The sequence below is a fragment of the Acidocella sp. genome (assembly GCF_028687955.1).
GTDB lineage: Bacteria > Pseudomonadota > Alphaproteobacteria > Acetobacterales > Acetobacteraceae > Acidocella.
Genome location: NZ_JAQTZC010000013.1, coordinates 27,730 through 41,544, shown reverse-complemented (window position 1 = coordinate 41,544; position 13,815 = coordinate 27,730). Strand labels below are relative to the sequence as shown.

At 65.7% G+C, this 13,815-nt stretch carries 16 protein-coding genes and 2 pseudogenes; 6 read left to right on the top strand and 12 right to left on the bottom strand.

Features of this window, described 5'->3' with window-relative positions:
• The 3 genes and pseudogenes from PHE40_RS03220 to PHE40_RS03210 form a co-directional block, all read left to right on the top strand.
• Positions 1-400: pseudogene (locus tag PHE40_RS03220) on the top strand (amino acid decarboxylase); the annotation flags it as partial.
• Positions 401-526: 126 nt separating this feature from the next.
• Positions 527-847, top strand: a pseudogene (locus tag PHE40_RS03215) (integrase core domain-containing protein); the annotation flags it as partial.
• A gap of 122 nt (positions 848-969) precedes the next feature.
• Entirely contained in the window at positions 970-1,290 is a 321-nt protein-coding gene (locus PHE40_RS03210; protein WP_299957911.1) for a hypothetical protein, read from the top strand.
• Positions 1,291-1,375: 85 nt separating this feature from the next.
• Here PHE40_RS03210 and PHE40_RS03205 read toward each other — a convergent pair whose 3' ends face one another.
• From PHE40_RS03205 to atpD, 12 genes are all read right to left on the bottom strand, one after another.
• Positions 1,376-1,843, bottom strand: coding sequence for a host attachment protein (locus PHE40_RS03205; protein ID WP_299957909.1), 468 nt, complete (start codon positions 1,841-1,843; stop codon positions 1,376-1,378).
• Between the two features lie 28 nt (positions 1,844-1,871).
• Positions 1,872-2,369, bottom strand: coding sequence for a CBS domain-containing protein (locus PHE40_RS03200; protein ID WP_299957906.1), 498 nt, complete (start codon positions 2,367-2,369; stop codon positions 1,872-1,874).
• 313 nt (positions 2,370-2,682) lie between these two features.
• A complete protein-coding gene (locus PHE40_RS03195; RefSeq protein WP_299957903.1) occupies positions 2,683-3,780 on the bottom strand; it encodes a polyhydroxyalkanoate depolymerase in 1,098 nt (365 codons plus the stop codon).
• 83 nt (positions 3,781-3,863) lie between these two features.
• Positions 3,864-4,712, bottom strand: a complete 849-nt coding sequence (locus tag PHE40_RS03190; RefSeq protein ID WP_299957900.1) for a F0F1 ATP synthase subunit gamma — start codon at positions 4,710-4,712, stop codon at positions 3,864-3,866.
• A complete protein-coding gene (locus PHE40_RS03185; protein WP_299957897.1) occupies positions 4,709-6,232 on the bottom strand; it encodes a F0F1 ATP synthase subunit alpha in 1,524 nt (507 codons plus the stop codon). Before PHE40_RS03185 ends, PHE40_RS03190 begins: the two co-directional genes overlap by 4 nt.
• On the bottom strand, positions 6,222-6,944 hold the full coding sequence (locus tag PHE40_RS03180; RefSeq protein WP_299957894.1) for a F0F1 ATP synthase subunit delta: 723 nt from the start codon (positions 6,942-6,944) through the stop codon (positions 6,222-6,224). The genes PHE40_RS03185 and PHE40_RS03180 overlap by 11 nt, the downstream gene beginning before the upstream one ends.
• A 4-nt stretch (positions 6,945-6,948) precedes the next feature.
• Positions 6,949-7,194: a F0F1 ATP synthase subunit C gene (locus tag PHE40_RS03175; RefSeq protein ID WP_284258675.1), complete on the bottom strand. Its 246-nt coding sequence runs from the start codon at positions 7,192-7,194 to the stop codon at positions 6,949-6,951.
• On the bottom strand, positions 7,191-7,883 hold the full coding sequence (locus PHE40_RS03170) for a F0F1 ATP synthase subunit A (RefSeq protein WP_299957878.1): 693 nt from the start codon (positions 7,881-7,883) through the stop codon (positions 7,191-7,193). Before PHE40_RS03170 ends, PHE40_RS03175 begins: the two co-directional genes overlap by 4 nt.
• Positions 7,880-8,134, bottom strand: coding sequence for an ATP synthase subunit I (locus PHE40_RS03165; protein ID WP_299957875.1), 255 nt, complete (start codon positions 8,132-8,134; stop codon positions 7,880-7,882). The genes PHE40_RS03170 and PHE40_RS03165 overlap by 4 nt, the downstream gene beginning before the upstream one ends.
• Positions 8,131-8,412, bottom strand: a complete 282-nt coding sequence (locus tag PHE40_RS03160) for an AtpZ/AtpI family protein (protein ID WP_299957873.1) — start codon at positions 8,410-8,412, stop codon at positions 8,131-8,133. Before PHE40_RS03160 ends, PHE40_RS03165 begins: the two co-directional genes overlap by 4 nt.
• Positions 8,409-8,828 (bottom strand): F0F1 ATP synthase subunit epsilon, encoded by a 420-nt coding sequence (locus PHE40_RS03155; protein WP_299957870.1) that lies wholly within the window; start codon positions 8,826-8,828, stop codon positions 8,409-8,411. The genes PHE40_RS03160 and PHE40_RS03155 overlap by 4 nt, the downstream gene beginning before the upstream one ends.
• On the bottom strand, positions 8,825-10,240 hold the full coding sequence (atpD, locus tag PHE40_RS03150) for a F0F1 ATP synthase subunit beta (RefSeq protein WP_299957867.1): 1,416 nt from the start codon (positions 10,238-10,240) through the stop codon (positions 8,825-8,827). The genes PHE40_RS03155 and atpD overlap by 4 nt, the downstream gene beginning before the upstream one ends.
• Before the next feature lie 241 nt (positions 10,241-10,481).
• On the opposite strand from atpD, the gene PHE40_RS03145 reads away from it, so the two are divergent.
• The 3 genes from PHE40_RS03145 to PHE40_RS03135 form a co-directional block, all read left to right on the top strand.
• The gene (locus PHE40_RS03145) at positions 10,482-11,039 is read left to right on the top strand and encodes a glycine zipper family protein (RefSeq protein ID WP_299957864.1); all 558 of its coding nucleotides are present in this window, start codon (positions 10,482-10,484) and stop codon (positions 11,037-11,039) included.
• Between the two features lie 38 nt (positions 11,040-11,077).
• Positions 11,078-12,814: an alpha/beta hydrolase gene (locus PHE40_RS03140; protein ID WP_299957861.1), complete on the top strand. Its 1,737-nt coding sequence runs from the start codon at positions 11,078-11,080 to the stop codon at positions 12,812-12,814.
• 9 nt (positions 12,815-12,823) lie between these two features.
• Positions 12,824-13,815: zinc-dependent alcohol dehydrogenase family protein (locus PHE40_RS03135; RefSeq protein WP_299957859.1), on the top strand; the 992-nt coding region annotated here is incomplete at its 3' end.

Genomic DNA, 13,815 nt, shown 5'->3' with positions numbered 1-13,815 from the left:
GCGCATGGGGCTGGCTGAACTCTGTGCCGCCCAGCATGAGGCTTATCAAAAAAGCGATGTTCTGGCTTTGCAGAGTGCAATGTTCGCGGATCTGCCGGAACCCGCGATGACGCCGCAGATGGCCCATGCCGCTCTGGTTGGCAATCGCATTGAGCAGGTTGGCCTGGACGATTTGGAAGGGCGGATCCTGGCGCGCATGGTGGTGCCCTACCCGCCGGGAATTCCGCTCATTTTCCCGGGCGAGCGTGTCACCCTGCCGGCCATCATCGCGTATCTGCGCTTTGCTGAATCCTGGGACCAGCAGTTTCCCGGCTTTGAGACCGATATCCACGGCGCGTGCAAAGCGCCAGATGGCACCTACCGGCTGGATTGTGTGGTCCTGCCGCAAGCTCAGACGTAAGGCGAGGCCGGGCCGCCTGCGCGCGGCAAGCTGCGTGAGCCTGGGGTGTTTTTTTGTCGTTGCCCCAGGTTTTTCTTTGGAAGTTGTGATGCGCCTCCATGAAGGTATCCCTCCGGTCTGAGCCATGTCCAATATGTCTCGATCCGCTACACCGAGCGCCTGGCCGTGGCCGGCATTAAACCTTCAGTCGGCAGCGTCGGCAGCGTCGGCAGCGTCGGCGACTCCGGCGACAATGCCCTCGCCGAGACGATCAACGGCCTGTTCAAAGCGGAGGTGATCCACCGACGCGGGCCCTGGCGCAACGCCGAAGCCGTGGAATTCGCCACCATCGAATGGGTCGACCGGTTCAACAACCGGCGGCGCCTCGAACCGGTCGGCAATATCACACCCGCCGGGGCCGAAGCGCGCTACTATGAACAAATGAACGATCTGGCTATGATGGCCTGACTCAAACCAAATTGCCTCCGGCAAACCCAGCGCGGATTACGCGCTTGATGTCGATCAAGGCCGGTGGCGGCAAAGTTGTTTAGTACGAATAACAGGTAACAGATTTTACAAGGGGTGGTTCGATGTCTCGTTGGTTACTCGGCACAGCGCTTAGTCTGGCATTTTCCGGCGCCGCCCTGGCGCAAACCGGTTCAAATGTAAATTCGGGGCTCAACTCCGATTCACACGCGATGTATGGCCCAAATATCAACGTGGTGAACGGCATCAACGCCAACGGCACGCCGCGCCAGCAGTCACCGGGGGCCTCCATGACCAACGGCGCCGGCAACTCGACCATGACCCCAGGGGTCGCTGGAACTCCCAAGAGCAAGTCCGGCCCGACGCCGAAAATAACCATCACCAAACCCACGATCTCGGGCGCCGGCAACAGCGGCACGCCCTGAGCCTCGGCGCGAAACCACGGGGCGCATGCAAAAGGGGCTGAGCGCGGGATTCCTGGGAATCAGCGGTGTCAGCCCCTTTGTTCGATCAGTGCCCGCTGCGGTCCACCGGGCGCACCCATTCGCTGAGATGCGGCGCCAGCTCATGGTCCGGGGTTTTCAGCAAATCCTTCCCCAGCGTGCCGATGATCCGGCCGGACGCCGCGGAATCCAGCGCAGCGCGGATCGCCTGGAGGGTATGGGCGGGGGCGGCGATGACCAATTCGTCGAACGTCTCCGCCTTTGCCGCGCCATTGATCTGATGCGCGACATGACGCGCGAATTTTTCTTTGGCTAGGTCGTGCAGATCATGTTCCGGCGCGATTGCGTGATGCGCCGACGAGCCTGAATGAAATGAGGCGCCGGGATGGTCCGAGCCGAGATCCGCCGAGCGCTTATGCGCTTCGCTCGAACTCAGGGCGACCTCGGTGTAGAGCGCGTTATCCTCTTTCGGGCGGACAAAGCGGGCGTGCTCGCCATCGGCGATGACAACGAGAAGCCGCAAATAATGTGGCATTTTCCTAATCCTTTCTTGTCTTGGTTGTTCAAGCCCGGCCAGCGCGCGGCAAATGCGCCAGGGCGCGCACAATGTCCGCACGGCTGACAATGCCCACGACACGCCCATCCTTGAGCACCGGCACCCGCTTGATGTGATGCTCGGCCAGCAAATCCGCGATTTCGCCCAGCAGGGCCGTCTCTCCCACGCTGATCACCTCGCGCGTCATCAGATCCGCGGCCTTGCGGTTGTCCTGCTTGATGTACTCCAGAAAATCCGGCGCCAAATCCTCGCCCTCGGCCAGCATTTCCAGCCACCAGGCGCGGCGCATCTGGTTCTTGGCGCCGAACGGGCGCATGATATCGCCCTCGCTCACCATGCCCAGCAGCTTGCCTTGCGCATCCACCACCGGGGCGGCACTGATGCCGTGCCGGGCAAGCTGCCCCGCCACCACGGATACAGCATCCGATGGATGCACGCTGACCACCTTGCCGGTCATGATTTCAGCCGCGGTCATCAAGGCCGGGGCAACAGATTTTTCGGACATAAACATCCCCTCCATGCGGCGGGCCCGCGCCGGATAAGTCCAGAGCCAGACAGACCTTGTTAGATCGCGATAGGTTTGGGTTGACGCAAGAGCGCCCTCCGAACGCGATCTAACTCTTCGATAAGAGGCTGATTCACGCTTTCGGTTGCCACGCTGGCGCGCGTCAACCTCAAACGATCAGACTCTAGAAGCCCAACATAATCTCTCTACACCGCGCAGTGTTACACTGACGATAAAATTGCACATTGATTTCAATCAAAAGCGGATGCCCAGGCCAGACCCTGCGCCAAAGCCGGCGATGACTGGGCGCGGCTTACAAGCCAGGGTGATTCTTCGTGAAGGCGCAGAGGCGCGGCAATATGGCGCCGCGCCACACCGCGCCATGGAAAAGGCCGAAATGGCCGATTTCTTCCTGCACATGATGCGCGCGCAACACCTCCGGCAACGCGCGGCATAGCGTGTGGGCGGCTTGGGTCTGGCCACGCCCGGCGATATCGTCCTGCGCCGCTTCGATGGTCAACAGCGCGGTGCGAGTGATCGCGCCCGGGTTCACCGCCCTGCCGTGCCATGTCATTCGCCCTCTGGCCAGGGCGTTGTCGCAAAACACCTGAGCCTGGGTATCGAGGAAAAACTCGCCGGGAATGTCCATCGCGGAGAGCAGCAGGCGGATGAACGGGTGCCCGGCGATGTCGCCGCCGTCGTCATGCAGTAATTTCCGGAAAACCTCGCCGCCGCTCAGCATTTGCCGACTGATGTAGGCCAGCATCATCATCTCCTGTAGATGCGCCGGATAGACCAGCCGGCCATGTCCCGGCTCGGAGGCGGGCACGCGGCTCAGAACCTGGCTGATGAATGTCTCCCGTGAGTAGCGGCGCATCAGAATATCAACGCGGGCGGGGTTGAGGCCGGTGTCGAGCTTGCCGCCAAGCAGCATTAGGGAGGCGGGGTGCGCCGGCCCGCCCTCAGCCGCCAGCAGCGCGGTGGCGGCCAGCGCGGGCAGCGCGGACTGGCAAAGCCCGAGCAGATGCGTGCCGGCGCCAAGGCAGCGCAGCGCCGCCAGCACGCTGGCGATGTTGTCCGCAAGGCCGAAAGGACCCTCGGCCGCCGGGATGTTCACCGGGTCCGCCCAGAACAACCCATGCAGATCAAATTCCGGCAGCAGGCTGCTCAGCATGTCATGCAGCACCAGGGCGCGGGTGCCCGAGAGCGGCGCCACCATCAGCAGCCGCGGCGCGGCGGCGGGGCGCGCATAGCTGAAACGGCGCAGAGAGAAGAATGGCGTCTCCAACAGTATGCTCTCGTCTACCGGGCAGTCCCGCGCGCCGCAGGGCACATTGCGGGCGATGACGCGGCCGAGGAAAACCTCATCGGCCCACGGAAGCGAATACGATGGTGCCAGTCTGGCCTCCATGTTTCCTCCTTTTCAACAGACAAGCAGAGCACATCGCGGCCCGCGGCGCCATGATGCACATCAAAAAAACCGCCCGGTTGCGCCTATATAATTCCCCGGCTCGCCATTTCACCTGCTGAAAGCTCGATGATTTCCGCGGTGATCTCCTCCTGGCGGACCATGCGCTGCGCCGAGCGCAAAATATCAAGCTGGCGCTCCACCTGCTGGCGCGCCATGGCCATGGCCTCCATGCGGGCCTGGTTCTCCGCCGCGAAGCCGTGCAACGCGGCGCTGCAAAGCTGGGCGTGGAGGTAATCGGCCATCAGCCCGCGCAACAGCGCCTCGGGCGCAAGGTTGAACATGGGCAGCCCGCCGGGCGGCGCGCGGGGAATGGACGTGAGATCAAACGGCAGCAGCCGCTGGCGCTCCACGGTGATATCCTGGCCGGGGCGGGAGCGGCTGAACAAAGCGTCGATCTGATTGAGCCCGGCGGCGGCGATGCCCTGGTACAGCGCCTGGGCGATGCCGTCGGCGAGGCGGGGGATGCCGGCGGAATGGGCGGGCAACGGGCTGCTCCAGCCCGGGGTGAGGCCGCGCTCGCGCGCCGCCGCGTAGCCGCGCGTACCGATGAGGAAAAGGCTGGAGCTATGCAGCCCTGGCCCGGCGGCATCCAGCACATGCTCGCTAAAAGCCCCGGCAAAGCCTTGTTCGGCGCAAAAGAGCACCAGCGCCGGGCGGGGCGGGCCAGTGCCGCCGCCTGCACCGGCCGGTGTCAGGCTGAGCACGCGGCCAATGGCCCCGGTTATCCCCGCGGCGTAGCGCTCCACGGCGCCAAGCTGGCCGCGCGCCAGCTGCGCCCGCGCCCCGGCGATGCCGCGCATCGCGTTCATCACCGCGCCAAGCTGGCTTATGCCCTCGATCCGCGCGCTGATGCCCGCCAGACGCTCCGTCATGGTCTGGCCGCGAAACTCTGCGCGTAAGCCGACAGCGCGGCGCGCAAGGCTGCCTTGCCGCCGTTGTTCAGCGCGCCGGTTTGCTGGAGCTCCCGCACGAGCTGCGGCGCCTCGCGGTCCAGCATGGCGCGCAGTCCCGCGCGGAACGCCTCGATGGCGGGCAGCTCCAACGCATCGAGCAGGCCAGACTGCACGGCCGCCACCAGCGCCACCTCCTCGGCCAGGCACAGGGGGGCGTGTTGCGGCTGGCGCAAAATGGCGCGGATTCGCGCGCCGCGCGTAAGCTGGCCGCGCACCCGCGCATCCGGCACGCCGCCGAAGCGCGAGAACATCTCCAGCTCCAGGAACTGCGCATAATCCAGCCGCAGCGTCTCCGCCGTCTCGCGCAGGGCGGGCGCCTGGGTCTTGCCGCCGACGCGGCTGACACTGGTGGCCGCATCGACCGCGGGCTTATGGCCTTCATGGAACAATTTGCTGCTCAGCACGATCTGGCCATCGGTGATAGAGATCAGATTGGTCGGGATATAGGCGGAGAGATTGCCTGCATCCGTCTCCGCGATGGGCAGCGCCGTGAGCGAGCCGCCACCCATCCGCGCGTTGAGTTTCGCCGCGCGCTCCAGCAGGCGGGCGTGCACGTAAAACACATCACCCGGGTACGCCTCGCGCCCCGGCGGCTGACGGGTGAGCAGCGCGATTTCGCGGTGGCTGGCGGCATGCTTGGTGAGGTCGTCGATCACCACGAGCACATGCTGGCCTTGGTCGCGGAAATATTCTCCCATGGTGACCCCGGCGAAGGGCGCCACCCATTGCAACCCCGGCGCGCTGGCCGCCTCCGCCACCACGATGAGACTGCGCGCGGGCGCGCCCCGGCTGTGGATGGCGTCGATGGCGCGGCGCACCGCCGAGGTTTTTTGGCCGACGGCGATGTAGATGCAGATCATGTCGCTGTCGCGCTGGCTGATGATGGTGTCGATCGCGATGGCGGATTTGCCGCTGGCGCGGTCGCCGATGATGAGCTCGCGCTGGCCGCGCCCCAGGGCAAACAGCGTGTCCACCACCAAAACCCCGGTCTGCACCGGCTGAGTGACCAATTCGCGGTCGATGATCGCGGGGGCCGGACGCTCGATGGGCATGGATTGTTCCGCATTGATCGGGCCTTTGCCGTCCAACGGGCGGCCCAAGGGGTCCACCACGCGGCCCAGAAGTTGCGGGCCAACGGGCACACGCACCACATCGCCGGTGCCACGCACGGCTTCCCCGGCCTGGATGGTATCGGCATCGTCGAACAGCACGCAGCCGATGCGCGTGCGCTCCAGCACCTGGGCGAAGCCGAACGGGCCAGATTCGAATTGCAGCAACTCGTCCAGCCGGACATCGGGCAGGCCGGAGATGAGGGCAACGCCGTCGCCCACCTCCTCGACACGGCCTATCTGGTCAGCCCGCGCGCCAAGCTGCGCGGCGCCCAGCTTCGCATCCGCCGCGGCGAGCCAGGCATCCGGGAGGGGGAATTTATCCGTCATGGGTGAGGTCTTGCTCAATGCGGTCAAGATCGGCGCGCCAACTGTTGCTGATGCGCAGATGCGGGCCGCGCAGTTCCAGCCCGGCGATCAGCGCGGGCTCGATTATGAAGGTAATGCGCGGCGTGGCGCCTAAAGCGGCGCTGATGCGCGCGGTGATATCGGACTGCGCGGCGGCGGAAATTTCCGTAGCGCTGGCAACCTCCAGCGCCGCCACCTGGCGGGCGGCCGGTGGCAATGCCTGTATCTCGTGCAACAGAAATTCCAGAAACGCCGCCTGCACCGCCTCACCCCGCAGCCGGGCGGCGAGGCGCGCGGCAATATCCACCGCCAGGCGGCCGGCGCGCGCGCGCCACGCCTGGGCGGCGGCGGCCTGCTCGGTTTGCATGGCCGCGCGGGCTTCCCGCCGCAGCGCCTCGGCCTCTTGCGCCGCCGCGGCCAGCAAGGCGGTGCGGGCGGCGGCGGCTTGCGCCTGCGCCTGCACGAGAAGCGCCTCGCGCTCCTGGGCGAACCCCGCGCGCGTCTGGGTGATTTCCGCCAAAGCCGCCTTCGCCGCCTCGTCTTTAGCGCCGGCATCCGCCAGCAGGGCTTGGGCGGCGGCGCGGCGCTGTTCGATCATGTCCGCCACAGGGCGCCAAAAAAAGCGCGCCAGCAGCCAGACAAGGATCAGGACGTTGAGGGCCTGAAGCCCCAGTGTCGCCCAGTCGATGCTCATGGCGTCATTTCAGCAGCGGGTTCGCGAACAGCAGCAGCAGCGCGATGACCAAGCAGTAGATCGCCATGGTCTCGATCATCGCGAGACCAACAAAGAGCGTGCGCGAAATGGTGTTCGCCGCCTCGGGCTGGCGGGCGATGGCGTCCATCGCGGCGGCCACCGCCCTGCCCTCACCCAGCGCCGGGCCGATGGCGCCAAAGGAGACCGCGAGCGCGGCGGAAATAATGCTAGCAAACGCCAACCAGTTCATGGGGAAGCCTTTGTGCTGGGGGTTTCGGGTTTGGCCTCGGCAACCGCCCCGGCGATGAACACCATCGCCAGCACGGCAAAAATATAGGCCTGCACGGCGCCGGTCAGCAGGTCGAGCGCCATCAGGGGAATCGGGATCAGCAGCCCGGCGAGCGAAAGCACGATGCCGATGACGAACACCCCGCTCATGACATTGCCGAACAAGCGCACCAGCAGCGAGAAGGTGCGCGTCAGGGTCTCGATGAAGTTAAGCGGGATCATGGTGGGGCTGGGAAAGGCGAAACTGGCCAGATACCCGCGCACACCCCCGGCGCGCACGCCAAACCAGATGACCGCGAGAAACACCAGAAACGCTAACGCCGCGTCGGTCTCCAGATGCGCGGTGGGCGGCTCCACGCCGGGCAGCAGCGAAGACCAGTTGGCGACAAAAATGAAAACGAACAGAGTGCCGATGAAGGCGCGGTAAGGCCCCGGCTCCACACGCATGGTGCCGCGTATCTGGCTGTCCACGGTATCCACGATCAGCTCCAGCGCCGCCTGCGTGCGGCCGGGGATGAGCTGGAGCCTGCGAGTGAGCATGGCGCCGCCGCCCGCCAGCAGCAGCATGATGCCCCAGGTAGCCACAACCGGTTGCGTTACCGGCAGCGGGCCGAGATGAAACAGCGGCGGATTGCTGAGCGGCGAGATCATGCCGCCACCTGGTAGCGGCGCAGCACCAGCGGGCGGGCGGCCAGAACCCCGAGCGCCGTGAGCAGCAGCGCCAGCGCCCCGTGCCGGCCGGCAAGCGCCAGCAGCCCGCCCAGCAGGGTGAGCCGCGCCAGCGCAAGCCCCACGGCCGCCGCCGCGCCGCCCCGCGTGAATGCAAGCGCGCTGCGCCACACGGCATAAAAATACCCCAGCCCGGCGCAAAAACCGGCCAGCGGATACAACGCCGCGCTCATGCGCCCTGCATCCATTTCCACCCTGACCAGCAGCCTAGCCCCAGCCCCAGGAACAGCAACGGCGCGGTCCAGAAAATACCGGTGTTGAACCTGCGGTCGAGCCAATGGCCGATGAACACGCCGATCAGCATCGGCACCACGATGATCCAGCCCAGCACGCCGATTTGCGCCAGGCGCCGCGCGGTGGAGGCCTCGCCCTCACGCAGCCAGCGCTTATGGCGCTCGCCGCGCAGACGCACGCCCTTCACCAGCGGGTCTGTCTCCTCCGGCTCGCTCATGAAAACTCTCCCACGCCGCGCGTATCCGGCCGCAGATGGCGCATGATCATCCTGATGGCGTTCAGCTGCAACCGGGTGCTCGCCACCCGCTCGGTTTTCTCCACCTCCAGCGCGGCGTGGAAGCGGGCCAGCACATCGGCTTCCAACATGGCCAGGTCATCGCCCGGCACCGCCTCGCGCGTGGTGATGGTGATCTCCTGCCCACCGGTGACCGAGATCATGCCGCCGCGCACCGCGCAGTAATGGGCGGTGCCGTCACCGCCGGTCCAGCCCACCACGGAGATGACGAGGCTGGAGAGAAATTCCGCATGGCCGGGGCATATGCCGAAATGCCCGCTCGCGTCCTCGGCGCGCAGGGAGCGAATGTCCGGCACGTCAACCGCCACGCTCAGCGGGGTGATGATTTGCAGCCTCATGCCGGTTTCAGCGCGGCGGCTTCCTTCGCCCGCGCCTCCTCCAGCGTGCCCACCATGTAGAGCGAGGCCTCCGCCCAATCATCCGCCTCGCCGTCCAGTATTGCCGCGCACCCGGCCACGGTGTCGGCGCAGCTCACGGAGCGCCCAGGCGTGCCGGTGAACGCCTCGGTCACGCTGAAAGGCTGGCTCAAAAAACGTTGCAGGCGCCGCGCGCGTTTCACGATCAGGCGGTCCGCGGCGCCCAGTTCCTCCATGCCCAGCAGGGTGATGATGTCCTGCAAATCCTTCAACCGCGCCAGCGCCTCGCGCACACGCTCCGCCACGCGGTAATGCGCCGCGCCGACCACCAGGGGGTCGAGCAATATCGAGGAGGATGCCAACGGGTCCACCGCCGGGTAGAACGCCTCCGCCGCCAACTGGCGCGATAGCATGACGATGCTGTCCATATGGCTGGAAATCGCCGTCACCGCCGGGTCGGTGAAGTCATCGGCCGGAACATACACGGCCTGGATGGAGGTGACTGCCGCCCCGGCGACGGAGGCGATACGCTCCTCCAGAGCGGCCACCTCGCTCGCCAAGGTGGGCTGGTAGCCAACGCGCGAGGGCAGCCGCCCGAGCAGGCTGGAGACCTCCGCCCCCGCCTGCACGAAGCGGAACACGTTATCCATCAGCAGCAGCACGTTCTGGTGCCTGGCGTCGCGGAAATGCTCGGCGATGGTAAGCGCGGTGAGCGGCACGCGCCAGCGCGCGCCAGGCGGCTCGTTCATCTGGCCATAGACCAGCACCGTGCGCGCCAGCACACCGGAATGGCGCATGTCATTGAGCAGCTCATGCCCCTCGCGCGAGCGCTCCCCGACGCCTGCGAACACTGAAATCCCCTGGTATTTCTCCACCATGGCGTGGATCAGCTCCATCACCAGCACGGTCTTGCCGACCCCCGCGCCGCCGAACATCGCCGCCTTGCCGCCCTGGGCCATGGGGGCGAGCAGGTCGATCACCTTGATCCCGGTCTCGAACATCACATGCGTGGCGACCACCTCGCCCAGCGCGGGGGGCGGATTGTGGATCGGGCGGCGGGGCGTGCCCGCGGGCAGCGCCGGGCCGCGGTCGCCAATATTGCCGGTGACATCGAGCAGCCGCCCCAAAACCGCCTCGCCCACCGGCACGCGCACCGGCCCGCCGGTGGCGCGGACAGCGGTGTTGCGCGCCAGACCCGCGGTGGTCTGCAGGGCGATCGCGCGCACGGTGGCGGCATCGGCATGGGAATGCACCTCAAGGATCAGCGGTTCGGGGCGGTCCCATTCCACCACCAGCGCGGTGTTAATATCAGGCAAAATACCGTCAGCGAAACTGACATCCACGACAACGCCGCGAACCGAAACAACCCTCCCCCCCGCTGCAACTGACTCCATGACAAATCCGATGCCGTTCGTGACAGGCGGAACCAACCGCACGGTACCTTGCTATGCCATTGCCCGGCAATCTGCCTTGATCAGGATCAATCGCGCCGCTTCTTGATGGAAATCAAGGACACAGCGCGTGCTTTGGCCTAATAGCGGCTGCATATGGCTCGCGGGCGTCTTCATCCTGAAAACTTATATGCTGGAAGGAAAGATTATGAATAATTTGAAAGTAATCAGGCCTGCTCTGGGCATGTTATTGCTGGCCGGGCTTGGCGGCTGTGCCGTGGCGCCGCCCACCGGGCCGAGCGTGGTGGTGCTCCCCGGCCAGGGGGTCAGTTATTCAGAGTTTCAGGCCGATGATGCCACTTGCCGCGATGCCGCGGCGCAAAGCGTCGGCTATGCCTCGCCCGCCGAGGCCGCCAACCAGGCGGCCGTGGGCAGCGCCGTGGTGGGCACCGCCATTGGCGCCGTGGCAGGGGCGGCGCTTGGCGCGGCCTCGGGCAACGCGGGCGCGGGGGCTGCCATCGGCGCGGGTGCGGGCCTGCTGGTGGGTAGCGCCTCGGGAGCGAGCAACGCCCAGGCTTCGGCCTATGGCTTGCAGCGCCAGTATGATACAACGTATCTGCAATGCATGGCCGCCAAGGGCAACAACGTGCCAAACCTGCCGCCTGAGGAAACCTATGTGGCGCCGGCACCCGGCTATTACCCTTACCCGCCGCCCTATGCCTATTACCCGGCCTACGGCTATCTCTATCCCTCGTTCACCTTCTATTATGGGCGCTATTATGGGCGGCGCTGGCATCATTGATGCCTGAAATTCCGGTTATGAATTCATGGAGGTAGCACTTGCCTGAAGATCCAAAAACCCCAGCATCCGTACCGGTTGCCCTGAACGAAATGCGCGTGTTCGACCGCAATCTGCATGCGGCGGAAGCGCGGCTCACAGGTGGGCTTGCGCCCTCGGCGTTGATCGGCGCGATCATGGACTGGGCCGCCCATATGGCCGACCAGCCCGGCCGCCGCGCCGCGATGGCAAACCAGGCCCTGCAGGACATGGCGGCGCTCTGGAGATTAACCTGCAACGCCGCCCCAACGGTCTCGCCCGCCCCCGGCGACCGGCGGTTCAACCACCCCGCCTGGGCAAATTTCCCTTTCTCCATGATCGAGCAGGGTTTTTTGCTGAATGAGCGCTGGTGGAACCTGGCGACGACAGGTGTTACCGGCGTCGCGCGCAGCCATGAGCACATTGTCAACTTCATGACCCGCCAGATTCTGGACATGGCATCGCCTTCGAACATTCCGTTCCTGAACCCCGAAGTGCTCAGCGCCACCATGCAGAGCGGCGGCCAAAACCTGCAGCAGGGGTTGCGCAATTTCCTCGACGACATGGCCATGGCGGCGCGCGCCGCCCCTGCGGCGCTGCCCATGCAGCCGGGGCGCGATGTCGCCACCACGCCCGGCCAGGTGGTGCTGCGCAACGAGTTGATCGAGCTGCTGCAATACACGCCGCGCACAAAAACCGTCCGGCCGGAGCCGATCCTGATCGTGCCCGCCTGGATCATGAAATATTACATTCTTGATCTTTCACCCGGAAATTCGATGATTCGTTACCTGGTTGAACAGGGCTATACGGTGTTTTGCATTTCCTGGCTAAACCCCTCCGCGGCGCAGCGGGAGCTCGGCCTTGATGACTACCGGACCAAGGGCGTGATGGCTGCGATCGACGCCGTGCAGGCGATCAGCGGGTCCGATAAAATCCATGCCACCGGCTATTGCCTTGGCGGCACGCTGCTCACCATCGCCGCCGCCGCCATGGCCCGCGATAACGACGAGCGGCTGGCGAGCATCTCCCTGCTCGCCGCGCAGACCGATTTCACCGAGGCCGGGGAGTTGCAGCTTTTCATCAACGAGGCGCAACTGGCGTTTCTTGATGACCTGATGTGGAAGCAAGGTTATCTGGACTCGACGCAGATGGCCGGGGCCTTCCAGATGCTGCGTTCCAACGATCTGATATGGTCGCGGCTCATCCGCCGGTATTACCTGGGCGAGGAAGACGCACCCAACGATATGATGTCCTGGAACATGGATGCGACGCGCATGCCTTACCGCATGCATTCGGAGTATCTCTGGCACCTGTTCCAGAACAACAACCTGGCAGAAGGGCGCTTCCCCGCCGGCGGCAAGCCGGTCTCGGTTCATGATATTTCAGCGCCGATCTTTGCCGTCGGCACGGAGAGCGACCACATCGCGCCCTGGCGTTCAGTACATAAGCTGCATTTGCTTAACCCGGGGGATATCACCTTCGTCCTCACCTCGGGCGGGCACAATGCCGGCATCGTCAGCGAGCCGGGCCACCCGCGCCGCCATTACCGCAGCCTGCGCCACCTGCCCGAAAGCCATTACCACGCGCCTGATGAGTGGCTACAGCTTGCCTCCCTCACCGAAGGCTCCTGGTGGCCCGCCTGGACTGCCTGGCTCGACACGCATTCCTCCGCCCCAGTGCCGCCGCCGCCCATGGGCAATGCGAAAGCCGGGTACAAATGCCTGGAACCCGCACCCGGACAATACATTCTGCAACGATAGAGGCCGCAAATGCATGCCATGCTCCTGAGGCAGCCCGGCACCGCGCTTGAATGGACCGAACTACCGGACCGCCTGCCCGGCTACGGCGAAATACGGCTGAAAATCGGCGCCTGCGGCGTCTGCCGGACGGATCTGCATGTGGTCGACGGCGAATTAACGCATCCGAAGCTGCCGGTCATTCCGGGGCATGAGATCGTCGGACGGATCGACGCGCTGGGCGAAGGCGTGGAGGGGCTGCGGCTGGGCGAGCGGGTGGGTGTGCCATGGCTTGGGCATACCTGCGGCGTCTGCCCCTATTGCACCGGCGGGCGCGAGAATTTGTGCGATGCCCCGCTGTTCACCGGCTACACGCGCGACGGCGGCTACGCCACCGCCTGCATCGCCGACGCGCAATATGCCTTTCCTCTGGGCGAAGAGGGTAGCGATGCCTCGCTGGCACCGCTGCTCTGCGCGGGGCTGATCGGCTGGCGCGCGCTTGGCATCGCGGGGAAGGGCAAAACCCTGGGCCTGTACGGGTTTGGCGCCGCCGCGCATATCGTGGCGCAGATCGCCCGCTGGCAGGGCCGCGCGGTGTATGCCTTCACCCGGCCGGGAGATGACGCCTCACAGGCATTCGCCCGACACCTGGGCGCGGTCTGGGCCGGCGGCTCGGACGCGCCGCCGCCCGAACCGCTGGACGCGGCGATCATTTTCGCCCCCGCCGGTGAGCTTGTGCCGCTGGCGCTGCAGGCCGTGCGCAAGGGCGGGCGCGTGGTGTGCGCGGGCATCCACATGAGCGGCATCCCAGGCTTCCCCTACCGGCTGCTCTGGGAAGAGCGGCAGCTTGTCTCGGTGGCCAATCTCACCCGCCAGGATGGGGTCGAGTTTCTGCGTCTGGCGCCGGAAATCGGCATCATCACGCACACCACCCTCTACCCGCTGCGCCAGGCCAACCAGGCGCTGGACGATCTGCGCGCCGGCCGGCTGGAGGGAGCCGCCGTGCTCATCCCCGCGCTGCGCGC